The 26,732-nt window shown below is 34.7% G+C and carries 28 protein-coding genes; 26 read left to right on the plus strand and 2 right to left on the minus strand.

Annotated elements, in window-relative coordinates; all coding sequences use genetic code 11:
- Window position 1 precedes the first annotated feature (1 nt).
- Both ACPLVF_RS06310 and holA read left to right on the plus strand, forming a co-directional pair.
- Window positions 2-1,288 (plus strand): amidohydrolase, encoded by a 1,287-nt coding sequence (locus tag ACPLVF_RS06310; protein ID WP_424906985.1) that lies wholly within the window; start codon window positions 2-4, stop codon window positions 1,286-1,288.
- 95 nt (window positions 1,289-1,383) lie between these two features.
- Entirely contained in the window at window positions 1,384-2,346 is a 963-nt protein-coding gene (holA, locus tag ACPLVF_RS06315; RefSeq protein WP_424906986.1) for a DNA polymerase III subunit delta, read from the plus strand.
- An 84-nt stretch (window positions 2,347-2,430) separates the two neighbouring features.
- On the opposite strand, the gene ACPLVF_RS06320 is transcribed toward holA, so the two are convergent.
- Entirely contained in the window at window positions 2,431-2,877 is a 447-nt protein-coding gene (locus tag ACPLVF_RS06320) for a hypothetical protein (protein ID WP_424906987.1), read from the minus strand.
- Between the two features lie 110 nt (window positions 2,878-2,987).
- On the minus strand, window positions 2,988-3,260 hold the full coding sequence (gene rpsT, locus ACPLVF_RS06325; RefSeq protein WP_424906988.1) for a 30S ribosomal protein S20: 273 nt from the start codon (window positions 3,258-3,260) through the stop codon (window positions 2,988-2,990).
- Window positions 3,261-3,413: 153 nt separating this feature from the next.
- Here rpsT and ACPLVF_RS06330 point away from each other — a divergent pair, with 153 nt between their 5' ends.
- From ACPLVF_RS06330 to ACPLVF_RS06445, 24 genes are all read left to right on the plus strand, one after another.
- Window positions 3,414-3,740: a phage holin family protein gene (locus tag ACPLVF_RS06330; protein WP_424906989.1), complete on the plus strand. Its 327-nt coding sequence runs from the start codon at window positions 3,414-3,416 to the stop codon at window positions 3,738-3,740.
- Window positions 3,741-3,752: 12 nt separating this feature from the next.
- Window positions 3,753-4,724 (plus strand): GPR endopeptidase, encoded by a 972-nt coding sequence (gpr, locus tag ACPLVF_RS06335; protein ID WP_424907016.1) that lies wholly within the window; start codon window positions 3,753-3,755, stop codon window positions 4,722-4,724.
- Between the two features lie 59 nt (window positions 4,725-4,783).
- Complete coding sequence (spoIIP, locus tag ACPLVF_RS06340; protein ID WP_424906990.1) at window positions 4,784-5,992, plus strand: stage II sporulation protein P; 1,209 nt, start codon at window positions 4,784-4,786, stop codon at window positions 5,990-5,992.
- A gap of 77 nt (window positions 5,993-6,069) precedes the next feature.
- A complete protein-coding gene (locus ACPLVF_RS06345; protein ID WP_424906991.1) occupies window positions 6,070-6,456 on the plus strand; it encodes a hypothetical protein in 387 nt (128 codons plus the stop codon).
- 16 nt (window positions 6,457-6,472) lie between these two features.
- Window positions 6,473-8,275, plus strand: a complete 1,803-nt coding sequence (gene lepA, locus ACPLVF_RS06350; protein WP_424906992.1) for a translation elongation factor 4 — start codon at window positions 6,473-6,475, stop codon at window positions 8,273-8,275.
- Window positions 8,276-8,281: 6 nt separating this feature from the next.
- Window positions 8,282-9,421: a radical SAM family heme chaperone HemW gene (gene hemW, locus ACPLVF_RS06355; protein WP_424906993.1), complete on the plus strand. Its 1,140-nt coding sequence runs from the start codon at window positions 8,282-8,284 to the stop codon at window positions 9,419-9,421.
- A gap of 92 nt (window positions 9,422-9,513) precedes the next feature.
- Entirely contained in the window at window positions 9,514-10,545 is a 1,032-nt protein-coding gene (gene hrcA / locus ACPLVF_RS06360; RefSeq protein WP_424906994.1) for a heat-inducible transcriptional repressor HrcA, read from the plus strand.
- Between the two features lie 22 nt (window positions 10,546-10,567).
- Complete coding sequence (locus ACPLVF_RS06365) at window positions 10,568-12,151, plus strand: TCP-1/cpn60 chaperonin family protein (RefSeq protein ID WP_424906995.1); 1,584 nt, start codon at window positions 10,568-10,570, stop codon at window positions 12,149-12,151.
- Between the two features lie 16 nt (window positions 12,152-12,167).
- Window positions 12,168-12,758, plus strand: coding sequence for a nucleotide exchange factor GrpE (gene grpE / locus ACPLVF_RS06370; protein WP_424906996.1), 591 nt, complete (start codon window positions 12,168-12,170; stop codon window positions 12,756-12,758).
- Window positions 12,759-12,776: 18 nt separating this feature from the next.
- Window positions 12,777-14,642 carry a molecular chaperone DnaK gene (gene dnaK / locus ACPLVF_RS06375; protein WP_424906997.1) on the plus strand — a complete coding sequence of 622 codons (1,866 nt, stop codon included), beginning with the start codon at window positions 12,777-12,779 and terminating at the stop codon, window positions 14,640-14,642.
- 45 nt (window positions 14,643-14,687) lie between these two features.
- Window positions 14,688-15,845 carry a molecular chaperone DnaJ gene (gene dnaJ, locus ACPLVF_RS06380; RefSeq protein ID WP_424906998.1) on the plus strand — a complete coding sequence of 386 codons (1,158 nt, stop codon included), beginning with the start codon at window positions 14,688-14,690 and terminating at the stop codon, window positions 15,843-15,845.
- Between the two features lie 18 nt (window positions 15,846-15,863).
- The gene (gene prmA / locus ACPLVF_RS06385; protein WP_424906999.1) at window positions 15,864-16,805 is read left to right on the plus strand and encodes a 50S ribosomal protein L11 methyltransferase; all 942 of its coding nucleotides are present in this window, start codon (window positions 15,864-15,866) and stop codon (window positions 16,803-16,805) included.
- Between the two features lie 18 nt (window positions 16,806-16,823).
- Window positions 16,824-17,576 (plus strand): RsmE family RNA methyltransferase, encoded by a 753-nt coding sequence (locus ACPLVF_RS06390; protein WP_424907000.1) that lies wholly within the window; start codon window positions 16,824-16,826, stop codon window positions 17,574-17,576.
- A 3-nt stretch (window positions 17,577-17,579) separates the two neighbouring features.
- Window positions 17,580-18,884 (plus strand): tRNA (N(6)-L-threonylcarbamoyladenosine(37)-C(2))-methylthiotransferase MtaB, encoded by a 1,305-nt coding sequence (gene mtaB / locus ACPLVF_RS06395; protein ID WP_424907001.1) that lies wholly within the window; start codon window positions 17,580-17,582, stop codon window positions 18,882-18,884.
- Window positions 18,885-18,970: 86 nt separating this feature from the next.
- On the plus strand, window positions 18,971-19,315 hold the full coding sequence (locus tag ACPLVF_RS06400; protein ID WP_424907017.1) for a histidine triad nucleotide-binding protein: 345 nt from the start codon (window positions 18,971-18,973) through the stop codon (window positions 19,313-19,315).
- Between the two features lie 47 nt (window positions 19,316-19,362).
- Window positions 19,363-19,539 (plus strand): 30S ribosomal protein S21, encoded by a 177-nt coding sequence (rpsU, locus tag ACPLVF_RS06405; protein WP_068748869.1) that lies wholly within the window; start codon window positions 19,363-19,365, stop codon window positions 19,537-19,539.
- A gap of 22 nt (window positions 19,540-19,561) precedes the next feature.
- On the plus strand, window positions 19,562-20,005 hold the full coding sequence (locus ACPLVF_RS06410; RefSeq protein ID WP_424907002.1) for a GatB/YqeY domain-containing protein: 444 nt from the start codon (window positions 19,562-19,564) through the stop codon (window positions 20,003-20,005).
- 147 nt (window positions 20,006-20,152) lie between these two features.
- Window positions 20,153-20,425, plus strand: a complete 273-nt coding sequence (gene yqfC, locus ACPLVF_RS06415) for a sporulation protein YqfC (RefSeq protein WP_424907003.1) — start codon at window positions 20,153-20,155, stop codon at window positions 20,423-20,425.
- Window positions 20,426-20,445: 20 nt separating this feature from the next.
- Window positions 20,446-21,627, plus strand: coding sequence for a sporulation protein YqfD (gene yqfD, locus ACPLVF_RS06420; RefSeq protein ID WP_424907004.1), 1,182 nt, complete (start codon window positions 20,446-20,448; stop codon window positions 21,625-21,627).
- Window positions 21,628-21,733: 106 nt separating this feature from the next.
- Entirely contained in the window at window positions 21,734-22,660 is a 927-nt protein-coding gene (locus ACPLVF_RS06425; RefSeq protein ID WP_424907018.1) for a PhoH family protein, read from the plus strand.
- 14 nt (window positions 22,661-22,674) lie between these two features.
- Window positions 22,675-24,792, plus strand: a complete 2,118-nt coding sequence (locus ACPLVF_RS06430; protein WP_424907005.1) for an HD family phosphohydrolase — start codon at window positions 22,675-22,677, stop codon at window positions 24,790-24,792.
- Window positions 24,758-25,243: an rRNA maturation RNase YbeY gene (gene ybeY, locus ACPLVF_RS06435; RefSeq protein WP_424907006.1), complete on the plus strand. Its 486-nt coding sequence runs from the start codon at window positions 24,758-24,760 to the stop codon at window positions 25,241-25,243. Before ACPLVF_RS06430 ends, ybeY begins: the two co-directional genes overlap by 35 nt.
- Complete coding sequence (locus ACPLVF_RS06440) at window positions 25,243-25,611, plus strand: diacylglycerol kinase family protein (RefSeq protein ID WP_424907007.1); 369 nt, start codon at window positions 25,243-25,245, stop codon at window positions 25,609-25,611. The genes ybeY and ACPLVF_RS06440 overlap by 1 nt, the downstream gene beginning before the upstream one ends.
- 31 nt (window positions 25,612-25,642) lie before the next feature.
- Entirely contained in the window at window positions 25,643-26,716 is a 1,074-nt protein-coding gene (locus ACPLVF_RS06445; RefSeq protein WP_424907008.1) for a DUF3048 domain-containing protein, read from the plus strand.
- Window positions 26,717-26,732 lie beyond the last annotated feature (16 nt).

The raw sequence follows: 26,732 nt of genomic DNA on the forward strand, positions 1-26,732 counted from the left end.
TATGGTAAACCAATATAATCAGATTTTAGAGAAAGCTATAAATTATCGAAGAGATTTTCATATGTACCCCGAAACTGGATGGTTAGAATTTAGGACAACTTCTATTATTGCAAAAATTTTATCCCAATTAGGATATGAAATATTATTAGGGAAGGAAATAATTAATGAAAATTACATAATGGGAAAACCGAATGAAATAGTTATTAAAGAGAATATTATTAGGGCAATTAATGAAGGTGCAGATGAAGAGATATTAAAAAAAATGGATAACCTAACAGGCGTTGTTGGAATATTAGATACTAAAAAAGAAGGTCCTACAGTAGCCTTTAGATTTGATATAGATGCATTGGAACTGGAAGAACCGGAGGATCCTAATCATAAACCTTATAAATATGGTTATTTTTCAAGGCATAAAGGTGTTATGCATGCTTGTGGCCATGATGCTCATGCAGCAATAGGTTTAGTTTTTGCTGAATATCTTGCAAAATTAAAAGATGAATTAAAGGGTAAAGTCATTCTAATTTTCCAGCCAGCGGAAGAAGGCGTACGTGGAGCGAAAGCAATGGTAGAAAAAGGTATTGTGGATGATGCGGATTATTTTTTTACTATTCATATAGGATTCGGTAGTACAAATAATATTGGATTGGTGGCAAAAAGTAAGGGATTTTTTGCAACAACAAAATTAGATGTGACTTTTAAAGGAAAATCATCCCATGCAGCAGCTTACCCTCATTTAGGTAAAAATGCTTTATTAGCCGCATCAAATGCCTTAATAAATTTATACGCAATACCGCCAAATTCAGAAGGACAAACAAGAATAAATGTGGGAGTTTTACATGCAGGAAATTCAAGAAATATTATTCCTGATAAAGCTTTTATGCAAATGGAAATTAGGGGAGAAACCGATAATTTAGTTGCTTATATGAAGAATTGTACAGAGCGAATAATTGATGGAAGTTCAAGGATGTATGATGTAAAGTACGAAATAATTGAAGTAGGTAGCGCAATATCAGCAGAAGGAAGTGAAGAATTGGTTCCGCTATTGTTAGAAGCAGGTAAAGAATTAGATATACCGGATATATTTATAGAATATAATTTTAATGGCAGTGATGATGCGACATATTTTATAAAGCGAGTTCAAGAAAAGGGAGGAAAAGCTATTTATTCTCAAATTCTTTGCCCTATAGCAGCTCCCCATCATAACAATTATTTTGATTTTGATGAGAAAGCCTTATTATATGGAGTTTTAATAAACTTGTATATTGTTAAAAAATTGCTAACTAAATGAAATAAGTATAGCCATCCTAGTGTTCAGGATGGCTATTAAAATATTATTTAAATCCTTTACTTCATCACCCATAAAAATTACAATAAAAGGCGGGGGTGATTTACATTAATAAAAATGTGTTTCTTCTTTATGGGAGCGAGGGGCTTTTAATTAAGGAAGCTGTAGAAAAGATTAAATTAAAATATTTAAATAAAATCACAGTAGATTTGGATTTTGTAAAGCTTGATGGAGAAGAGGTTGATTTTGCTGATATTATAGATTCATGCCTTGTTGTGCCCTTATTAAGTGAAAAAAGGGTTATTTATGTAAAAGATGCTAATTTTTTAAGTGAAACTAAAAGCAGCAAGAAAAATGAGGAAGAAAAATTAGCAAATTTTATTGAAAAGGAGTTTCCTGATTACACCTGTTTAATATTAACTGCAGAAAAAATTGATAAAAGAAAAAAAGTCTACAAAGCAATTGAAAAAGTAGGATACGTAAAGGAATTTAAAATAAGTAATTATAAAGAGAAAATTCAATGGATAAAAAAACGAGCTTTGCTTTACAATAAAAACTTGGATGAATCCGCAGCGGCTTATATTGCGTATAATACGGGAGATTTATATCAAACTGACAATGAGATAAAAAAAATTGTTTTTGCTTTAGAAGAAAAAAAATTAATTAAAAAAGAAGATATAGAAGAAATAATGTCTAGAAATGAAGAAGCAAATATTTTTGAACTTATAGACTGTATTATGGAAAATAAAAAGAATATTGCGCTGTTAAAATTAGCAGAGCTTTTCAAAAAAGGGGAAAAAGGAATTTTAATTTTATATATGATATCAAAACATTTTATGAATTTATGCTGGGTGAAGATGTTAGGAGATAATGAAGAAGAAATTAGAGAAAAATTGGGCTTGCATCCCTTTGTTGTTAAAAAGCTCATAGAACAAGCCCGCAATTTTTCTATTGAAAAATTAAAATATGCTTTGAATTTAAGTCAACAATTGGATTATGATATAAAAAAGGGTAGGATTGACGATAAAACCGGTTTAGAACTATTAATAAGTCGATTGTAAGTTATTAAATACATATAAAAAAATACCACCTATTTAGAAGGCGGTAAATTAGAATACCATTAAGGAACATCGGAAATATTTACATTAACACCATGGTTGCTGTTGCTGCTTAGCTGGGGGTACTTCTTTTGCAGTATGCTGTCCGAATTCCTTGTTGTATGCTTGCTGCCTGTATTCATTGAAATTTTGCCTCACGGGAGGAACTTCTTGAGATTTATACTGGGGTGTTTGATACTGAGTGCCCATCTGGGTAGCTAAATCTCTTGTTAAATTATTTAACTGTTGCAATTGCCTTACCATGTCGCTGAACATTCTCTGCATTTGATTTAACTGATCAGTAGCTTGCTGCTCCGCTTTCTGAATCTGTTGCAATCTTTGAGCTACAGTCTGTTCTTCGTTAACAATCTGTGCAAGCTGAGAAACATGAGAACTTTCTACACGCTGGAGGTTATTTACAAGCTGGGAAAAGTTATCAATATTTTTCTGTAAATTCTGAAGTTGACTTTGAAGCTGGGTAACCCTCGTATCCATGAAAACACCTCCAGATAAAAATATTTTTTTGTTTTTCATTAATATCGTTCCTCTAATAATTTTTTTTAGACTGGAAATAAAAAACGCGTAAGACATATCTTACGCGTTTTTTAAATTGCGATATTTTGTTCTTTTAATCTTCTGTAAAGGCTTGATTTTTTCCTGGCAGCGGCGTTTTTATGTATAACGCCTTTTGCTGCAGCCTTATCCAAAGCCTTTATTGCATTTCTAAGGGCGATTTTTATTGCTTCTACGTCTTTTGATTTTAGAGCCTCGTTAAATTTTTTAACTGCTGTTTTTATACTGGCTTTAACAATTCTATTTCGAATTGTCCTTTTTATTGCTTGACGAAGTTTCTTTTTAGCAGATGCAGTATTAGGCAATTTTTCACCCCCTTGAAAACACTAAACCTATTTTATCATTTCAAAAATTAAATTGCAAGAGAAAAGACCGTTTAAAATTAGTATATTTAATATTTTTATAGGTTATTATATAAAAAGAGCTAAAAAAATAAAATAAAAGAGGTGAAAATTTGTATGATAGGTATGATAATTAGGTTTATAGTGTCTGCTTTAGTATTGATGTTGGTGAGTTTCCTTATACCCGGATTTGAGGTTGCAGGTTTTACGGGAGCTTTGATTGCAGCTATTGTCATTGCTGTGTTAGGATTTATAGTAGAAAGCTTAATGGGTAAAAAAATTTCTCCGCAAAGCCGTGGAATTGTAGGATTTATTACAGCAGCAGTTGTTATATACCTTGCCCAGTTTTTAGTTCCAGCGATGAGAGTAACATGGTGGGGCGCCTTACTTGCTTCATTTGTAATAGGCATTATCGATGCCTTTGTTCCTACTGAATTAAGGTAGGAGGGATGTAAGATAAACATTCGCACCGATTTGGCTATTGAAGCCCGGGAAATGGTGGGAAAAGGAGAGGTTCCCGGGGTTTTGTTTGAAAAAGAGGGAACTTTAAGTTTGAGGATAAGCAGGGTCAAGGTTTTAAATGAAGAAGGCATGAAAGCAATTGGGAAACCCATAGGTACTTATATCACCATTGAAACAGATGGTATAAGAAATAAAGAAATTAAATTTGTAAAAAGGATATGTGAAGTAATTGCTGAGGAATTAAGTAAAATGTTGAATTTATCAATAGACTCTATGGTCCTTGTAATTGGTCTTGGGAACTGGAATGTAACACCGGATTCCTTAGGCCCTAAGGTGATTGAAAAAATTTTTGTTACAAAGCATCTTATAGAATACATGCCTGAAAGCTATAACCCAAAAGAAGGAATAAGGCCCGTTTGCGCTTTGTCGCCGGGTGTATTGGGTATTACCGGCATTGAAACAAGTGAAATCATTATGGGGGTTGTTAATAGGGTCAAGCCTTCTGCCATTGTTGTAATTGATGCCCTTGCATCAAGAAGCCTTGAGAGGATAGGAACGAGCATTCAGATATCCGATACTGGCATTCATCCGGGTTCTGGAGTTGGGAATAAGAGAATGGGAATAACTAAGGAAATAATAGGGATTCCGGTAATAGCCATTGGAGTGCCTACAGTTGTTGATGCGGCAACAATTGCAAATGACACATTGGAAAAGGTATTTGACTCAATCGAAAGAGAAGTAAAACCAGGTACAGAATTATTTAAAATGGTGGCAAATTTGAGCAGAGAAGAAAAATATGAAATGATAAAAGAGGTTTTGTCTCCTTATGTGGGAGAACTTGTGGTGACTCCTAAGGAGATTGATTCTTTAATCGAAGATGCTTCACGGGTATTAGCCTATGGAATTAATATGGCTTTGCATCCGGGAATTAAGTTTGAAGAATTAAGCAATTTAACAATGCATTGAGGCAAAAAAGCCTCATTTTTTTTTACTTTGATGAATATCTTTAATCGGAGGGTGATTTAATGCAGCACATAAAAATAATAAAAATATTAAAATTAAAAAATTTTCAAAGAATAATTTTTTGTTTAGTTATAATTTTCATAAGTCTTTTTATTTATAGAAGTGTTTTATATTCCAAAACGGTCCCTACTTTCAGTAGTAGAGGGCAAATTGATATTTTAGAAAATGTTAAAACCTTTGACAATGGCTTTTTTGAGTATATTTTTTCACAGTCGATTCCAGCTTATAAAGTTTTAAGCGAAGAAATGCAAATGAGTAAAGAATCCGAAAATAGAGGGCCGAATTTTATAGCAAGAAGTGTTTTAAAACTTGCTTTAAATATTGATTCTTTTACAGGTAAGGATATTATAGCTTATCAAATACCATTATTCGGGCAAATTGGATTGGAAACTTCATACACCCCTGGTGTGGAACTTAATCAAGATAAACAAGAAAAAGAGGAGCCCATAGAGCAAATCCCTGAAAACGAACATGAACCGGAAAATACTAATAATAGCGAGAATATAGAGCCTCCTGAGGTGGAACCCGAGCAAATTGAAGAAGTTGTACCGGCAAAGGGTGCTCCCATAGTGCTGATTTATCATACACATACTACCGAGTCCTATATGCCATCAAAGGGCTATAATTATAAACCACGGGATAAAGCTTATCACTCAAATGATTTAAATTATACCGTTGTAAGGGTAGGAGAAGTTCTGGCAAAGGAATTAGAAAAATATGGCATTAAGGCTTTGCACAATAAAACCGTCCATGATGTACCGACATATATGTATTCTTATTCTAATTCCTTAAATACTGTAGAGGAATTATTAAAAAAGTATCCCACCCTTCAGGTATTGATAGATTTACATAGGGATGCTCCTTATTCGGATCCTAATAAATCAAGAGAATTGACTACTGTTAAAATAAACGGAAAACTTTACTCGAGAATAATGCTGGTTGTGGGAACTGATAAAATGTTTCCTCATCCCAATTGGAAAGAAAATTATAAATTTGCACTCTTAATTCAGGAAAAAATGGAAGAACTTTTCCCGGGGCTTAGCAGGGATATAGATTTGAGAGAACAGAGATTTAATCAGCACCTCTCAAAAAAGGCTATATTAGTAGAAATAGGAAGTCATGGTAATACTATGGAAGAATCTATAGAATCTGCTAAAGCCTTTGCAAAGGTATTGAGCGAAGTAATAAAATCAATATCAAAAAAAACATAATTTCTTTAGTTTGGAATAATAAAAGCCATCCTATGAAAAAATAATAAAAAGTTTTAAAACCTTTAGGGTGGTACATTATGTATGATGATGTTAAATTAATAATCATTGTTTTTGTAATCTTATTAATAATGTTTTTGAGATTTGCAGAAAAAGGTGTTATGGACATTATGGGTATTTATTCTTCTCCTCAAACCTTTGATTTCAAAATATATGGTAATGGAAATTATAAAATAGAAATTTTAGGAGAAGATCTTGAATTCAATAAAAAAATAAAAATCTGTGATTTTTATACTGAAAATAAAAATATAATTATTTCAAAGGGAGGAAAGGAATATTCATTTTCACCCCTCATTAACATATGTGATTTAGATAATGCGACTGAGATTCTCAGCAGGTTGATAAAAAAAATAAGTGAATGTATAATTAAACTAACTGTTATAATATTTATTTTGATTTTGTGTTAATGAGGGAGGAGAATGGATGCCAATACCCCAGGAGAGGATTAGAAATTTTTGTATTATAGCACATATAGACCATGGTAAATCTACTTTGGCAGATAGACTATTGGAATATACCGGAACTATTTCACAAAGAGAAATGAAAGAACAGATTTTAGACAGAATGGATATAGAAAGAGAAAGAGGAATTACTATCAAAGCTCAAGCCGTCAGGATGATTTACAAAGCCGAGGATGGTCTTGAGTATTTGCTTAACCTTATTGATACTCCGGGACATGTAGATTTTAATTATGAAGTATCAAGAAGCCTTGCAGCCTGTGAAGGTGCTCTCCTGGTTGTAGATGCAACGCAGGGAATAGAAGCTCAAACCCTTGCTAATACTTATCTTGCTTTAGAGCATAATTTAGAAATAATCCCGGTTATTAATAAAATCGATTTGCCCAGCGCACATCCCGAAGAGGTTAAAAAGGAAATAGAAGAGGTAATAGGTCTTCCCGCAGATGATGCCCTTTTGATATCTGCTAAAGAAGGAATAGGAATCAAAGAAGTATTAGAAGCTGTTGTTAAAAGGATACCTTCGCCCAAAGGGTCAGAAGAGGAGCCTTTAAGAGCCCTTATTTTTGACTCACTGTATGATTCCTATAAAGGTGCAATTGCCTTTGTGAGAGTAATGGAAGGCAATATCAAACCAGGGCAGACCATAAAAATGATGTCAACAGGTAAAACGTTTTTAGTAACCGAGGTAGGGATATTCAGCCCTGATATGGTAAGCACGGACTGCCTTAGAGCAGGAGAAGTAGGGTATGTGGTTGCAGGTATAAAAAATGTCAAGGATACAAGGGTAGGAGATACCATTACGGATGCAGAAAGGCCTGCACAAAATCCCCTTCCCGGTTATAAAAAAGCGGTGCCAATGGTTTTTGCAGGCATGTACCCTGCAGATGGAGAAGATTACGAAAAATTAAAAGAAGCTTTGGAAAAACTCCAGTTGAATGATGCGGCACTTTACTTTGAGCCAGAAACCTCTGCAGCCTTAGGATTCGGTTTCAGGTGCGGATTTTTGGGACTTTTACACATGGAGATAATTCAGGAACGATTAGAACGAGAGTATGGTATAAACATGATTACGACCGCACCAAGTGTTGTTTACAAGATAAAAAAGACCGATGGCGAGGAGATAATGGTAGACAATCCTACTAATTTCCCAGATCCTTCAAAAATTGAATACATTGAAGAACCCTATGTTGAAGCCCAGATAATGCTTCCTACTGAATACGTGGGGCCAGTAATGGAACTTTGCCAAGATAAGCGGGGAGTTTTTAAAGACATGCAGTATATTAATGAAAAAAGGGTCATATTAAGGTATCATATGCCTTTGCTTGAAATCATTTACGACTTTTTTGACCAGTTAAAATCAAGGACCAGAGGTTATGCTTCCCTCGATTATGAGTTTATAGGGTATTTTAAATCCGACTTATGCAAAGTTGATATCCTTGTCAATGGTGAGGTTGTTGATGCTCTTTCTTTTATCGTTCATAAAGATAAAGCTTATTACAGAGCGAGGCAAATAGTTGAAAAGCTAAAGGAGGTTATCCCAAGGCAGCTTTTTGAGATACCCATTCAGGCAGCAATTGGTGGAAGAATAATTGCAAGGGAAAACATAAAAGCTTTAAGGAAAAATGTTTTAGCAAAATGCTATGGTGGCGATGTTACGAGAAAGAAAAAATTGTTAGAAAAGCAGAAGGAAGGGAAAAAACGCATGAGGCAGTTCGGGAAGGTAGAACTTCCACAAGAGGCCTTCATGTCAGTATTAAAAATGGAGTAAAAGGGTATGAGAGATATAAAAGATTTGTCAATATATATTCATATTCCCTTTTGTTTAAAGAAATGTTTTTACTGCGACTTTAATTCCTACCCTTATTTAGATATGGTAGATGATTATTTGGATGCACTTTTTTTTGAAATAAGGCGTTATAAGGATTTAAAAAGGCCTATTAAAACCCTTTATATTGGTGGCGGTACGCCTACAGTTTTAAGTGAAAAAAAATTGTATCAACTTATAGATACTTTATACAAAAACTTTAAGATAATTAAAGATGCGGAGTTTACGGTGGAAGCAAATCCGGAGACTATGACGAAAGAAAAAATTAAGGTGCTTAAAAGGACTGGAGTAAATAGATTAAGTTTAGGTTTGCAGACTTACGATGATGAACTTTTAAAGGTTTTAGGAAGAATCCACAATGTAAAGAAATTTGAACAAACCTTCTTTGAAGCAAAAGAATTGGGTTTTGAAAATATAAATGTGGACCTGATATTCGGTATTCCCGGCCAAACAAAGGAAAAATTTGAAAACGAGCTGAAAAAATTAATAAAGTTAGGACCTACCCATATATCCTGTTACAGTTTAAGCCTCGAAGAAGACACAGTCCTTTATGAAAAAAAAGAAAGAGGAGAAATTAAACTGCCGGATGAAGATGAAGAAAGATGTATGTATCATACCGCAAAAAAACTGCTTGAAAAAGAAGGTTACGTTCATTATGAAATATCAAATTTTGCAAAACCCGGTAAAGAGTGCAAACATAATATTACTTACTGGAAGTGTGATGAATATCTGGGCTTCGGAGCGGGAGCCCATTCTTTTATTGGAAATTTAAGATTTAGCAATAAAAGGGACATAAAGGAATATATTGAAAGTTTATATAATAGAGATTCTATAAGATATGATGAGATTCATATTCTTAATGTAGAAGAAAAAATGTCAGAATTTATGTTTATGGGCCTAAGAATGCTTAAAGGGGTATCAAAAGATGAATTCAAAAGTAGATTTAATAGGGATATAAAAGAGATTTTTTCTATACAAATAGAACAATTAAAAGAGCAGGGCCTTATTTTTGAAGATGACCAAAGTATTGGGCTTACAACAAAGGGGCTTGATTTTGCAAACCTTGTTTTTATGGAATTCATAAAGTAGCCTTATCTTGACAAAGAAAATTGGGAGTGCTATTTTTTAAAGTAGGATTTTAGCACTCTCCAACTGAGAGTGCTAATACAGGGGTGTTTGTCATGCTCGACGAAAGGAAAATTAAAATTTTAAGGGCAATAGTTGATGATTATATTGCGACTGCAGAGCCTGTCGGTTCGAGAACTATAGCCAGAAAATACAGGATGGGTATTAGCCCTGCGACTATAAGAAATGAAATGGCGGATTTAGAGGAATTGGGATACATCTCACAGCCTTATACTTCTGCAGGGAGGATACCTTCCGACAAAGGTTATAGGTTTTACGTGGATTTTCTTATGAACTGTAAGAAATTAAATGAATCTGATATATTTATGATAAATCAGTTATTAAAGAAAAAGATACGAGAGGTTGAAGATTTTATTGAAGAAACCAGCAAAACCATTTCAAACCTTACTAATTATACGGCACTGATTTTAGGCCCGGAGCTTACTTCAAGCTATTTAAAACACATTGAGATTATCAAAATAGAAGACAAAAAAGGGCTTGTGGTTATTATTACTAATTTAGGAAATGTAGTTCATCAAATAATTGAAATTCCTGAAGGCATAAAGGATTCGGATCTTATCAGGATTACTAATTTGCTAAATACCTTTTTAAAGTACAAAACCATAGAGGAAATAACTCCCGAACTTATGGAAAATATTAAACATGAGATGATAGAGCATGAAGAGGTTATATCTATACTCATAAATATATTAATAGAAACTCTCAACCAATTTAAAGATGGAGGAAAGGTATATTATTTCGGGAGTTCTAAGATGCTGGATTTTCCGGAATTTAGGGACTTAGAAAAGGCGAGGAATTTTCTTTCTCTATTGGAAGAGGAAGATTTTATTTCCAATATTCTTAAATCTATTACAAAGCCTAATAAAATAACAATTAGCATTGGTAATGAGAATCCATGGAAGGAACTTCAGGAGTACAGTATTATTACGACAAATTTTGCTATAGACAATAATAATCTTTGCATATTAGGAGTTCTCGGACCGACGAGAATGGACTATTCAAGAGTAGTAACCATATTAAAGGAGATAGTAGAATCTTTAAGAGAAAGGCTTATAAATATTTTTTAAGAAAATAAAGGAGGTTTTAATATTGAGCTATAAAAACAACAGCGGGCAAGAAATTGATGAAAGGTTTGCCGCATATATAACAAATGCTAATGCGGTAAGAGCAGTAGCGTCAGCAGTGGAAGGCACGATAGGGCCTAAAGGCCTCGATATAATGCTTGTAGATAGATTTGGAGAAGTCACTATAACAAACGATGGTGTTACTATTTTGAAATTGATGGATATCAATCATCCTGCAGCAAAAATGCTTATTAACATCGCTAAAGCACAGCAAGAAGAAGTTGGTGATGGTACAACTACTGCTACTATTATGGCAGGTGCTTTGGTGACAGAAGGTGTAAATCAAATAATTCGAGGTGTTCCGGTTGCAAGGGTAATCGAAGGAATAAAATATGGGGTAAAAAAGGCTCAAGAAATAATGAAATCAAAAGCTATACCTGTAAAGGGAATAAATGATGAAAATTTAAGGAAAATTGCTTTTATTGCAGGCAGGGAGCATGATGATATTGCAGATTTGGTTACTGAAGCTGCTAAATTGATCGGAGAGGAAAAATTAAAAGAAAAGAATTTTAAGTTGAGGGATATTATCATTGCAAAAGCAGGAGCTGAAAACGAAGTATTTTTAGGATTAATAATTGATAGGGAAAAATTAAATAAGCAAATGCCGAAGGAAATATGTGATGCAAAAATATTGTTAATTGATGATGCACTGGAACCTGAGCAAATCGAAGAAGAAGCTCTCGGAACAGAAGCAGGTTTTGCGCGCTATTTAGAGCTACGGGAGGAATTTAAAAGAAATATTGCAAAGATTATTGAGATGGGAATAAATGTGGTATTTGTTGGGAAAAACATTTGTGATGAAGCGGAAGAGATGTTTGTTGATGCCGGGATAATAGCTGTAGAGAGGGTGTCTGCAAGGGATTTAGAAAAGATCGCAGAACATACGGGAGCAAGAGTTATAAAAAGAACAGGACTTAAAAAGTCTGTAGAAGAAATACAAAATTATATAGGTTATGCAAACAAGGTGTATGAAGATGAAAAATTAGAGCATATTAGAATAATTGGCGGAAGTGGAAAGAGAATGGCAACAATTTTAGTTGGGGCAGCAACCTCTGAGATTGTGGGTGAAAGGGAAAGAATAGCAAAGGATGCTGCGTCTTCACTCCAGGCAGCTATAAAAGAAGGTATTGTTGCAGGAGGGGGAGCAGTAGAAATTGCTGTTGCACGAGAATTGGAAAGAGAAAAAGAAAAGATAAAGGGCATGGCATCTTACGGTATAGACTGTGTTATTTCTGCGTTAAAAAGGCCACTTGGCCAAATTGTCTACAATGCAGGATTTAATCCTCTTGAAAAGGTAGAGGAGGTAATATTTACTCAAGCAGAAAAGAACATTGATTCTATTGGTGTCAACTGTGATACCGGTGAACTTTCAGATATGTTTGAACTCGGGGTACTTGATCCTGCAGCAGTGAAAATTCATGCAATAAAAGCTGCGGGAGAAATTGCCGAGGCTATTTTAAGGATTGACACCATAATTAAGAAAAAAGATGAAGATAGTGGGAAAATGAGTGCAGAAGCTTCCCAAGGCTTAAAGGATTTGGACTTTTAGAAAGAAGGTGGAAGAGTTGGAAAAAAAAGAAGAAAAAGAGGTAAAAGAAGAAATTGAATTAAAAGAGGAGATTGCCGAACAAAAAGAAGATAATGCGGAAGAACAAGAAAATGAGATTTCGGAGGAAAACAATCAGTTATCCGATAATGAGGATATGATTATTAAGTTAGAAGAAAAAGAAAAGCAAATTCAGGATTATAAAGAAAGATGGCTTAGAGCTTTAGCTGATTACGATAATTTTAAAAAAAGAATGGAAAGAGAAATAAAAGAGGCAAATTTGTATGCGGGCGAGCAACTCATAAAAGAAATTTTGCCGATTCTCGATAACTTCGAAAGAGCCCTGAAATCAGCTGATAATGACCCAAATTCTACCGTAGAAGGTATAAAACTGATCTACAATCAATTGAAAAACCTTCTAGTAAAATACGGCGTTTCTGAGATAGAAGCAGAGGGAAAGCCTTTTGATCCCTATTACCATGAAGCTGTGATGCAGGTACAAAATCCCGACTATGACGATAATATTGTTTTAGAAGTTCTTCAAAAGGGATATAAATTACATTCTAAGGTTATAAGGCCGTGCCTTGTAAAAGTAGTAAAAAATAATTAATTGTGGAGGTGGCATGATATGGGTAGGATAATAGGTATCGATCTTGGTACTACAAACTCAGTAGCTGCTTACATGGAAGGAGGGCAACCCGTTGTAATCCCTAATGCAGAGGGTTCAAGGCTAACACCGTCTGCTGTAGCTTTTACAAAAGACGGTCAAAGATTGGTAGGACAGCTTGCAAAACGCCAGGCAATACTCAATCCAGAAAGGACTATCCTTTCTATAAAGAGGCATATGGGGACTGATTATAAAGTTTATATAGACGGAAAGGCTTATACACCTCAGGAAATTTCAGCAATGATTTTGCAGAAAATAAAACAGGATGCGGAAAGCTATTTAGGCGAAAAAATCACCCAAGCTGTTATAACGGTGCCTGCGTATTTTACCGACAGCCAAAGGCAGGCAACAAAGGATGCCGGAAGAATAGCTGGCCTTGAAGTATTAAGGATTATCAACGAGCCAACGGCTGCCGCATTGGCGTACGGTCTTGACAAAGGAGAAGATCAAATAATACTTGTTTTTGACTTAGGTGGAGGTACTTTCGATGTATCTATACTTGAACTTGGAGATGGAGTATTTGAGGTAAAAGCAACCAGCGGTAACAATCGTTTGGGTGGAGATGACTTTGATCAGAGAATAATTGATTATATCGCCAATGAATTTTATAAAGAACATGGAATTGATCTTAGAAAGGACAGAATGGCATTACAGAGATTGAAGGAAGCTGCGGAGAAGGCAAAAATTGAACTTTCCAGCATGCTTGAAACCACTATAAGCTTACCTTTTATTACAGCTGATGCTACAGGTCCCAAACACATTGAAATGACTTTAACAAGGGCTAAATTTGAGGAATTGACGAGGGATTTGGTAGAAGCTACATTGGGCCCAACACAGCAAGCCTTGAAAGATGCCGGATTAACCCCGCAAGACATTGATAAAGTTATTCTTGTTGGTGGTTCTACCAGGATTCCTGCAGTTCAAGAGGCAATAAGAAGGTTCATAGGGAAAGAACCTTGCAAAGGCGTAAATCCCGATGAAGTGGTTGCAATGGGAGCAGCAATACAAGCTGGTGTACTTGCCGGTGAGGTAAAGGATATAGTATTGCTCGATGTTACCCCACTTTCCTTAGGTATTGAAACCCTTGGAGGTGTATTTACAAAGATAATAGAAAGAAATACCACAATACCTGTTTCAAAAAGTCAGATTTTTACTACTGCTGCTGATGGCCAAACTACTGTTGATATTCACGTCTTGCAGGGAGAAAGACCTATGGCTGCTGATAATGTTACCTTAGGCAGGTTCCAGCTCACAGGTATTCCGCCTGCTCCAAGGGGGGTACCGAGAATAGAAGTAAAATTTGACATAGATGTCAATGGTATTGTTCATGTCTCTGCAAAGGATTTAGGAACGGGTAAAGAACAGAAAATTACCATAACTTCGACTACCAATCTTAAAGAAGAGGAAATTCAGAGAATGATAAAAGAAGCAGAAAAATTTGCTGAAGAGGATAGGAAGAGGAAGGAAAAAGCAGAAGCTAAAAATCACGCTGATTCCTTAATATATCAGTCTGAAAAAATGTTAAATGATCTAAAGGACAAAATAAGTCCTGAAGAAAAGGAAAAGATACAAAAAGAAATTGAGAATGTGAAAAAGGCTATTGAAAGCGATGATATAGATAGAATAAGGAAAGCCACTGATGATTTAACAAAAGCATTTTATGACATATCTTCAAGGCTTTACAGCCAGGCTGATACGCAAACTCAAGCAGGAACAAACCAAAGTTTTGGTCAAAACTTTGGTTATAACAGTAGTAATGAAAATAAAAAAGACGAAAAGGTTTTCGATGCAGACTATAAATTTGTAAACGATGACGATAAAAAATAATAAAGTCAGCCCTTTAAAGGGCTGACTTTTGTTGGAGTGATGCCTTTGACAAAAAGAGATTATTACGAAATACTTGGGGTTTCAAGGGATGCTACGGAAGAAGAAATAAAAAAGGCATATAGGAAGCTTGCGCGGCAGTATCATCCTGATGTAAATAAAAGCGAGGATGCTCAGGAAAAGTTTAAGGAAATAAACGAGGCTTACGAGGTTCTGAGCAATCCTGAAAAAAGAGCCCTATATGACAAATTCGGGCATGCGGGTATTGATCCGAATTCTGCGGGTGGTTTTGGTACTGATTTTAGCCAAGGCAATTTTGATTTTGGAGATTTTAAAGGCTTTGATTTTGGAAGTGACATTTTTGGAGATATTTTTGAAAGTTTCTTTGGAGGTTTTGGCAGAAGGGAAAACAAAGGGCCTGTTCGCGGGGCGGATGTAAGATACGACCTTGAAATCACACTGGAAGAGGCTGCTTTTGGTGCGGAAAAAGAAATAGAAATTCTACGCACTGAAACATGTGCAAAATGTGGCGGCACGGGTGCTAAAGCCAACTCATTGAGAACCTGCCCTGCATGTAATGGATCGGGTCAAATAAAACAAGAAAAAATTACTCCTTTTGGAAGGTATATAAATATCACTACCTGTTCAAGATGTGGTGGAAGTGGTAAAATAATTGAAGAGCCCTGCACGGTATGCCATGGAAGAGGTTATGTCAAAGTCCCGCGAAAAGTAAAAATCAAAATTCCTCAGGGAGTGGATACAGGATCTAAACTAAGGATTAGCGGAGAAGGCGAACCGGGAATTAGGGGAGGACCTCCGGGCGATTTATATGTAGTAATTCACGTAAAGCCGCACAAGCTTTTTGTAAGGCAGGGTGATGACCTAATCTACGAAGCACAAATATCCTTTGTCCAGGCTGCTTTAGGAGATGAAATAGAAATTCCTACTTTAAACGGCAAGGTAAAATTGAGAATACCGGAAGGCACCCAGCCCAATACTAAATTTAGGATAAAAGGTGAAGGTATACCCCATCTCAAAGGTTATGGTAGAGGGGATTTGCATGTAAAGGTTAACGTGGTTATTCCTAAAAAGTTGAATGAAAAACAAAAAGAGCTTTTGAGAAAATTTGCCGAGATTAGTGGTGAAGAGCTGACAAAACAGCAAAAAAGCTTTTTTGATAAAATGAAGGATGCCTTTGGTGTATAAAATTTAAGGAGGAAAATAATGGATTGGATAGAAATTAAAGTGAAAACTTCAACCGAGGCTGTAGAGGCAATTACCGGAATATTTTATGAAAAAGGCGCACAGGGCGTTGTCATTGAGGATCCAAAGGATTTTATACGGCCTAAGGAAGAAAGTGATTGGGATTATTTAGAAATCCCGGAGGGCTTGGATTTTGAGGAGGCAGTTGTTACGGCATATCTACCGGAAACAGTAGGAATTTATGATATTATAAACGAGATAGAAAATAAAATTAAAAAACTCCCCGAATACGGTTTAAATATCGGAAAGGGGAAGATTACAATTAATTCTGTATCAGAAGCTGATTGGGCTAATGAATGGAAAAAATATTACGATATAATTCATATAGGCAAGAAAATAGTAATAAAACCTTCATGGAAGGAGTACTTCGAAAAAGAAGGAGAAGTAGTCATAGAATTAGATCCTGGAATGGCTTTTGGTACGGGGACGCACGAAACAACGGCTATGTGTTTGGAGTTTATCGAAAAATTTGTTAGAAATGGCTTTCATGTTGTTGACTTCGGATGCGGTTCTGGAATACTTTCCATAGCCTCTGCCAAGTTAGGCGCAAAAAGAGTAATCGCAATTGATAAGGATGAATTGGCAGTAAAAGTTGCAAAAGAGAATGTGGAGAGAAACCATCTAAATGATATTATAGAGGTAATATTAGGAGATGAGCTGAAAATAGTAAAGGAAAAGGTGGATATATTGGTATCAAATATCATTGCAGAAGTCATAATAAATATTTCAGAGGATGCTTTGACTTTGCTTAAAGATGATGGTATTTTTATAGCATCAGGAATTGTAAAAGATAAAAAAGAATTGGTAGAAAAAGCCATGAGCGAAAGAGGGTTTGTGGTCCTTGAAGAAAAAATTAAAGGAGACTGGGTCGCGTTTGTTTTTAATAAGGCCCCCGTCGCTTAAGGATGGGGGTGATATTGTATGCCCGTATTTTTTATAAATGAAAAACTTGAGAAGGGGAAAATAATCGAAATTACCGGTGAAGATGCTCATCATATATCAAAGGTTTTAAGATATGAAGTTGGGGATATTATAGAGATATCAGATGGTTTTTTTTCCTCAGGAGAGGGGAAAATAGAAGATATTGATTATAAAAAAAATGTAATTAAGATAAAAATAATAAAAGAAGAAATAGAAAAATCGACTTTTCCTGAAATTACTTTATTTCAAGGTATACCAAAAGGACAGAAGTTCGACCTGATTATACAGAAAAATGTTGAAATTGGAGTGAAAAGAATAGTTCCGGTTTTTACTAAAAGATCTATTCCTCGTTTTGAAGAGGAAAAAATTAAAAGCAAAATTGAAAGATGGAATAAGATAGCAAAAGAAGCAGCAAAACAGTGCATGAGAAAGGATATACCTATAGTAGAAATGCCACTGAACTTTCTTCAGCTATTGGACCGGATAAACCTTTTTGATGCTTTTTTAATTCCTTGGGAAGATGAGAAGAGCATGACATTAAAAGATATGATGAATAAGCTTAAAAATAATAAAGCAAGAAATATTGCGGTTTTTATAGGTCCTGAGGGTGGTTTTGAAGAAGAGGAGATAATAGTTTGTATCAAAAAAGGAGCTATACCCTTAACTTTGGGAAAGAGGATATTAAGGACTGAAACTGCGGGTTTTGTAGTAAATGCGGTATTGATGTATGAACTTTCAGACTTAGGAGGTTAATGAATGCCAAAAGTGGCTTTTTATACCTTGGGTTGCAAGGTTAATCAGGCGGAAACGGAAGCAATGATGGAGCTTTTCAGGGAAAAGCACTATCAAACCGTAGATTTTGATGAAATTGCGGATATTTATGTAATAAATACCTGTGCGGTAACGAATGAGAGTGAAAGAAAATCTCGTCAAATTATAAGAAGAGCCATCAGAAAAAACCCTCAAGCGGTAATTGCTGTAGTAGGGTGCTATTCCCAGCTTGCTGCGGATGAAATAATGAAAATTCCCGGGGTAGATGTGGTAATAGGGACCAAAGATAGGAAAAAAATTGTAGAAATGGTTGAAAAGGCTTTATATAATGAAGAAAAAATAGTCGATGTTGGGAATATAATGGAAGTAAAGTCCTTTGAAGAAATTGCTTTTAGGGGTTACAGGCAGAAAACGAGGGCTTTTTTAAAAATACAGGAAGGCTGCAATTTGTTTTGCTCATACTGTATCATTCCTTATGCACGGGGACCTTTGAGGAGCAGAAAACTGGAAAGTATTATAAAAGAAGCACAGGAACTTGCAAAAGATGGTTTTAAAGAAGTGGTTTTGACTGGGATTCACTTAGGCCTTTACGGTGAAGATTTTAAAAGAAATCCCAATCTTTTAGATGTTATTAAAGAGATTTCAAAGATACCGGGTATTGAAAGGATTAGATTGAGTTCTATTGAAGTCTTTGAGATTGATGAAAATTTTATAGATACCGTTTCGAAGTTAGAAAACTTTTGCAGGCACTTTCATATTCCCCTTCAAAGCGGAAGCAATGAAATATTAAGAAAAATGAACAGACGATATACTGCTGAGGAATTTTTGGAGAAAGTAGAGCTTATTCGCGAAAAGATTCCTGATGTTTCCATAACTACTGATGTTATTACTGGTTTTCCCGGAGAAACCGATGAAAATTTTATAGAAACTGAAGATTTTATAAAAAAGGTAGGATTTAGCAAGCTTCATGTTTTTAAATTTTCTCCCAAAAAAGGAACCCCTGCATACGAAATGAAAGGACAGATACCTGAAAGAATTAAAGAAGAAAGAAGCCATAGATTAATATCATTGAGCCATCAATTGGAAAGAAGCTTTAGAGAGAAATTTAAAGGTAAAATATTAAAGGTATTGTTTGAAGAAAAAATAGGAGTAGATTTATACGAGGGCCTAACAGATAATTATATTCGCGTGGCAGTTTTTTCAAAGGAAGAGCTCCATAATAAAATTCATGATGTAATTTTAAAACATAATGAAGAAGAATATATATTAGGCGAAATAATTTCCAAATAAAAAATTTTGTTTCAAGCAGGAAATTGACAATTTATGTGGAATAAGAAAATAATAGCTCTTGCTATTTTCGTTCAAAGGAGGTGGAAATATTGGACTGCATTTTTTGTAAAATAATTAACAAAGAAATACCCAGCAGCATAGTTTACGAAGATGAGAAGGTAATTGCCTTTAAGGATATAAATCCTCAAGCACCTATCCATCTCCTGATTGTACCCAAGAAACATATACCTTCCTTGTTAGAAATTGAGGAAAAAGATAGTTACCTTTTAACTGAAATAATAAAGATAATAAAGGAGCTGGCAAAAGCTAATAATATTGACGATAAAGGTTTTAGAGTTGTAGTAAATACCGGAGATGAGGGTGGACAAACCGTACACCATCTTCATTTTCACTTGCTGGGTGGCAGATTCATGACATGGCCTCCAGGATAATAAAGGGCCTTTGATTTTTTTACGCTAAGCGGAGGGAGGGAAGTTCAATGACGGAAGTGCGCATAGGTGAAAATGAATCGCTGGACAGTGCATTGAAGCGTTTCAAGCGCGAATGCCAGAAAGCAGGTGTTCTCTCCGAATTAAGAAAAAGAGAACACTATGAAAAGCCCAGCGTAAGAAGAAAGAAAAAATCTGAAGCAGCACGTCGCAGAAAATTTAAGTAGTTTTATTGAGGAGGTATAAAATTTGTCAATAAAGGATGTATTAAATGAAGATATGAAAAGGGCTTTAAAGCAAGGCGAAAAAGAAAAACTTTCAGTGATAAGAATGGCAAGAGCTGCAATAATAAATGAAGAAAAAAACAGGATGCATGAACTGGATGATAATGAAGTAATAGAAGTATTATCAAGAGAAGTTAAAAAATTAAAGGAAAATAAAGAAGAATATGAGCGCCTTAATAGGCCCGATGCAGCAGCTCAACTGGAAAGGGAAATAGAAATTCTTTTAAGTTACCTCCCTCAGCAATTAACCGAAGAAGAAATAGAGGAAATAGCCCGTCAAATAATTTATGAGATAGGCGCAAACAGTATAAAAGATATGGGAAAAGTTATGAACGCCATCATGCCAAAGGTAAAAGGAAGAGCAGATGGTAGGGTAGTAAATCAAATAGTTAAAAAATTGCTTGAGTAAATTTTAAAAAAGTATAAAACCCTGCAGTTAAACAAACTGTGGGGTTTTTTAATTTTATTATTTATTTTTTCTTGTAATTTTCTGTTTAAACAAAGAATAAATTTAGAAAAGAGGAGGGCTTAAAAAATTAGAAAAGAAGGGAATATCATGAATTATAACGATTTTAAGGATAAATTAGCGGAAAAATTGGATTTGCCCAAAGAGGTGTTGATAAATCTTCCCCTTATTACCTTAACAGGGGATTTAGCATTGAGCGTAGAAAATTTTAAAGGGATTATCAGATATGAAGTAGATTCAATAGTTTTAAACAGCAGTATAGGAGAAATAGAGATTCTGGGTGAAAACCTTTTTATTAAATATTTGGTTTCGGATGAAGTAAGGGTTGAAGGAAAGGTTAAAAAAATAATTTTTAAAGATTGAAAAAATAAGGGGGATACCCGGTGTTTTTATTTAGATTGTGGAATTGTTTCGGCGGTTATGTTATTATAAAAATAAAGGGAGAGTATGTAGAAAGGCTTCTAAATCAGGCTTCATTAAACAATATTTTACTTTGGGATGTTAAAAAGAAAAATGAACAGGAATTGGAGGCAAAGATAGATGTAAGGGGTTTTTTTGAGCTTGTTAAACTTTCAAAGAAAGTAAAATGCAGGATAATTGTTGTAAAGAAGGTAGGGTTTTATTTTTCAATCCTTCGTTTAAAAAAAAGAAGTCTTTTTGCGGCAGGGACTGTTATTTTCATAATATTGTTATACGTTTTATCCTCTTTTATTTGGGCAGTTCAGGTTAATGTAAACGACGATGAATTGAAGCAGAAGATTATTAAAGATTTACAAGAGTGGGGCATAAAGCCCGGGGTAATCAAATACAATATTGACAAAAAATACGTTATTGATAAAATACTTTTAAACTACAAAAATATTTCATGGGTAGAGTTATATGTAAAAGGCACAAGAGTAGTTGTAGAAGTAGTGCCCAAAGAACCACCACCTTTACTGAAAGATACCAAACCCTGCAATATAGTTGCATCAAAAGACGGAGTAATTGAAGAGGTCATTACATTGAATGGGGAACCCAAAGTCAAGCGTCAAGATTTTGTCACAAAAGGGGATATTCTTATTTCAGGACGAATACCCCTTGGAGAAGGAAAAGGAGAAATATTAGTTCCTGCAGAAGGCATTGTTAAAGCTAAGGTATGGTATCAGCGTTCAGTAAAGGTTCCAATAGTGAAAATAACAAAGGAATATACAGGTAGGGAAAGAAAAATTTTGAGATTGAAAATAAAAAATAATGAGTTATATATATATTTTAAGGATATAGATTTTAATAAATTTGATGAAATTAATTTAAAAAGCATAACGCTTCTGCCAAAGGGTTTGGGAGATGTAAAAGGTGATTTAATAATATATAGAGAATATAAAGACAAAAAAGAGTTTGTTGGTGTAGAAGGGGCAAAGGAGGAAGCACAGGAACTACTCGAACAGGAAATTAAGGAGTTATCAAAAAATAAGGAAATTGTAAAACATAATATGGAATTTTATGTGGATAATGAAGATAATTCTGTAATTGGGATCCTTAACTTAGAACTAATTGAAGACATTGGCCAAAAGGAAATAATTCAATAGATTTTAATTAAATAAAATTAAAATTAAATTAATTAAATCAGGGAGGAATGTTTTTTTGGGTAAAAATTTGGCACAAGCCAGGTTTGTTATTGATAATTTTCAAAACATGTTGAGTCTTTTCGGAAATAGAGACGAAAATATTAAATACATTGAAAAAGAATTTAACGTAAGGGTTGTCACAAGAGATGGGGAAATAACTATTTTGGGAGACAAAGATGATGTGAATTCTGCAGAAAAACTACTCTCAAATTTGATAAATATAATAAAAAAAGGAAATTATATAACTTCTGCCGATATTAAATACTTTTCAAGGCTTGCAAAAGAAGGGCAGGAGGAGAAAATAAAAGACCTATTTGATGATGTAATATGCGTAACTCATAGAGGAAAGTATATAAAGCCCAAGACCTTGGGACAAAAACTTTATGTAAATGCTGTAAAACAGAATGATATTGTTTTTTGTATAGGGCCTGCAGGTACGGGTAAAACTTATCTTGCAATGGCATTGGCAATTACTGCTCTTAAAGAAAAGGAAGTAAGCAGGATTATTCTGACAAGACCAGCAGTCGAGGCTGGCGAAAAGCTCGGCTTTTTGCCCGGTGATTTACAGGAAAAGGTTGACCCGTATCTTAGGCCTTTATATGATGCCCTTTACGATATATTGGGTATTGAAACCTTTCAGAGGTACATGGAAAAAGGCATTATAGAAGTGGCACCTTTGGCTTATATGCGTGGTAGGACCCTTGATGACTCTTTTATAATCTTGGATGAAGCTCAAAACACCACAGCAGAACAGATGAAAATGTTTTTGACCCGATTGGGATTCGGATCCAAGGCAGTTATAACGGGTGATATTACTCAAGTAGACCTTCCAAAGGGTGTAGATTCAGGTCTTGATGTTGTTCAAAAAATATTGAAAGGTATAGAAGGTATAGAATTTATTTACCTTGATGATAAGGATATAGTAAGGCACGAAGTCGTTCAAAGGATCATTAAGGCTTATGAAAAATACGAAGGGAGCAAAAAGACTTCATAGGGAGCTGAGAATAAGTGTCCTTTGAGGTGAAGCGAGAAAATCGCAGGAGTTTTTTAAAATATAAATTTTTTAAAGACAAAAAGGTTCAGAGAATTATATTAGGTTTAGTTTTCTTTGTTTCAATAACATCCCTTGTAATTTCTAATGTTCTTCCAAAAAAGTATGATCTAAAAGTTGGAGATGTATTGCAGGAGGATATTGTAGCAGAAAAAGAAGCCATAGATACCATAGCTACAAAAAAACTGCAGGAGGCTGCGGCTGAAGCCGTGCCCAAAAAGTACACCTTAGATCAAACGGTTGTAAAAGAGGTAAAGAATCAAATTACTGAAATTTTTGAAACAATAAGGGAAGTACGGTCTAAAGACTACTTAGATGTGAAAGAAAAGGCCAAAGTTTTAAAAGATAGTTTATCTATTTCTTTATCTAATGAGTCCTATTTAACTTGTGTAAATATGGACTCGGTTCAATTAAAGGAGTTAGAAACTGTAACAAAGGCTGTTATAGAAACAGTGATGGATAATGGTATCAAGGATGACTCCATAGATAGGGCAAAGGCCTTTGTATTGGATGAGTTTAAAAAAATTAATCTTCCGCAAAATATCAAGTCTGTAGGAATAGATATAGCTATTACAGTGATAAAGCCAAATATGGTATTGGACAGAGAAGCCACCGAAAAAGGTATAAAAATGGCTATGGAGGCTGTTGAACCCGTAAAAATATCTAAGGGACAAGTTTTAATTGAGAAGGGGAAACCTGTTACTGCTGAACAGATAGAGCTTTTAAAGGAACTTGGACTTTTGGCACAGGACAACAAGGTTAATATAACAATTATATTGGGAATTTGTTTGTTTATTTTGTTATTGGAATTCCTTTTGGGATATTATATTTTTTATTATTTCCGCAATTATTTTGAAAACAATATAGATTTGATGTTGATAACGATCGTAATATTTTCTACATTGTTCATATCGGTAATTTTTAAGCATATTTCTCCTTTCCTTGTTCCCTTGGCAGCAGGTGGAATGCTTATTACCATTTTATTAAATCCTCAAATAGCCATTGTTGCATTGTTTATAATGAGCGTACTAACAGGAATAATAATGGGTAATGAATTTACCTATTCAATAATGGGTTTATTTGGAGGTATAATAGGCATATTATTTACCTCCAGGATTTCCCAGCGCCCAGATTTGACAAAAGCAGGAGGTATAGTAGGGTTTGTAAACAGCCTTGTTATTTTAAGTTTGGGGCTTTTAGATCATTTGCCGTGGATTGAAATTACAAAGGATATTTTCTGGGGTATGCTAAACGGTATATTATCTTCAATATTGACGGTTGGTACCCTGCCCTTTTTTGAAAATGCTTTTGGAGTTACCACATCTGTAAGATTGTTGGAACTTTCCAACCCCAATCAACCTTTGCTGAGAAGACTGCTTGTAGAAGCCCCAGGAACATACCACCACTCAATAATTGTTGGAAATTTATCGGAAGCTGCTGCCGAATCGGTTGGCGGAGATTCCCTTCTTGCAAGGGTTGGCGCTACTTATCATGATATTGGCAAACTAAAAAGGCCCTATTTTTTTATTGAAAATCAGTTTGCACAGGAAAATCCTCACGACAAACTCAATCCAACCTTGAGTGCACTGATAATAGTTTCTCATATAAAAGACGGTTTGGAAATAGCAAGACAGTACAAATTGCCGCCTGTAATAATGGATTTTATAGCACAGCACCACGGCACATCCCTTATGAGTTATTTTTACAATAAGGCGCTTAACCAGGAGAAAAATGCAGAAGAAGCAAGCTTTAGATATGATGGGCCCAGACCTCAAACAAAAGAAATAGCAATAGTTATGCTTGCCGATTCGGTGGAAGCGGCGGTTCGTTCTATGAACAAACCTACACCTGGAAAAATAGAAGGGCTTATTAGGCAGATAATTAAAGAAAAATTAGCTGATGGGCAATTGGATGAAAGCAACCTGACATTAAAAGATTTAGACAAAATTGCCAATGCTTTTTCAAAGGTCTTAACAGGCATATTCCACAATCGTATAGAATATCCGGAAAAAGTAAAGGAATTGGAAAGGAAGGGTAAAAATGTCTACAGTAGTAATAAACAATCTGCAGGATAAAATTGAAATCGATAAAGATACCGAAGAAATGATAAAAAAAGTGGTCGAAAAGGCATTAGAAATGCATGGAGAGGATAAGGTAGAAGTAAGTATTGTATTGGTAGATAATGAATACATCCGGGAATTAAACAAGCATTACAGAGGCAAGGATGAGCCTACAGACGTACTTTCTTTTGCAATGCGGGAAGGCGAGTGCGATTTTGATGATGAAATTGAAGAAATAGAGGAAGAAGAATTATTGGGTGACATTATAATCTCCTGTGAAAAAGCAAAATCTCAGGCAGAAGAATACGGCCATTCTTTTAATAGGGAAATTGGGTATCTTGCTGTTCACGGAATACTTCATCTTTTGGGTTATGATCACGAAACAGAGGCAGAAAGGAAGGAAATGAGGCAAAAAGAAGAGGAAGTATTATTAGCCCTTGGTTTAAAAAGAGAGGATAATTTGTGATGAAGAAATCAAGGAATTTGTTTGAAAGTTTTCTTTATGCAATCAGCGGATTAATTTATGCTTTTAAAACCCAGAGAAATATCCGCATCCATTTTTTTATCGCCATAGTTGTTTTAATTTTTTCGCGTTATTTAAATCTTACAAATTTTGAACTTTTATCAGTGATTTTATCCATTACTTTGGTCATTACTGCTGAAATGATAAATACTGCTATTGAAGCAACTATTGACCTTATAACAAGGGATTATCATCCCCTTGCACGTATTGCAAAAAATGTAGCAGCAGGTGCTGTACTGATTACGGCAATAAATGCCGTAATTGTTGCTTATTTTGTATTTTTTCAAAAAATACAAAAAGTATTGTTTTAAAAATAAAAAGTTTATTTTGGGGAGAAAAAATATGTCTAGCAAAAAAAAGATTATGATATTTTTATTAATACTTTGTTTTATTACAACAATATCAGCATCCTGCAGCAGCCAAATAAGTTATGATAATAACAGCGCTGAAAAAAGTGAAAAAACAATTGAACCGAAAAAAGATACTGCCCAAAATGACAATACACAAAACGAAACTATATTAAATCCGCTTACTGGGTTATTGATACCAAAGCAAAACCTATTAAAAAGGCCTTTTGCTTTGGTAGTGGAAAATGAAAAAAAGGCAAGGCCTCAATCGGGTTTGGACAAAGCAGATGTAGTATTTGAAGTCCTGGCTGAAGGTGGAATAACTCGTTTTCTTGCTATATATATGAATTATGACCCTGATAAAGATTTTGAAGTGGGACCAATAAGAAGTGCAAGGCCTTACTTAATTGACTTTGCTAAAAATTATAACGCTATTTTTGTACATTATGGAGGTAGTCCACAGGCTTACAGTTATTTTAAAGAAGATAAAAAGTTTTCTCATATAGACGGAATTTATGATAATATAACCTTTTATAGGGATAAAGAAAGGTCGGCGCCTCATAATGCATATACTTCTATAAAAAGACTGCTAACTACGGCAAATAAATCAAATTACTATAAGGATGTGGATATAAAGACCTTTGAATTTTCTGATGAAGAATCTTTTGGAGGGTATAAAACTGAAACAGCACAGGAAGTAGAAATAGTTTATAATAATAATTACAAAGTTACTTACCGCTATGAAAGTTCCCAAAAAGTATATAAAAGGTATATAAACGACGATGTTCACATTGATAGGAATACCCAAAATCCTCTTTTTACAAAAAACCTTTTAATACTTTACATGAATGCCAAGGTTATGGATAAGGAAGGGCGTTTGGAGATTAATACCTTCGGAACAGGCAATGGATTTTATATTACCGAGGGCGAGTCTTTAAAAATAAAATGGAAAAAGGGAAAGAATAGGAACATAGAATTATTGACAGAGGACAATAAAGTTCTCAAATTAAGAAGAGGGAATATATGGATACAAGTTGTCCCACAAAATGCAAAGGTAAAAGTTTTTTGATACATTAAGGACTAAA

Source organism: Thermovenabulum sp., assembly GCF_049701175.1.
Taxonomy (GTDB): Bacteria; Bacillota; Thermosediminibacteria; order Thermosediminibacterales; family Thermosediminibacteraceae; genus Thermovenabulum.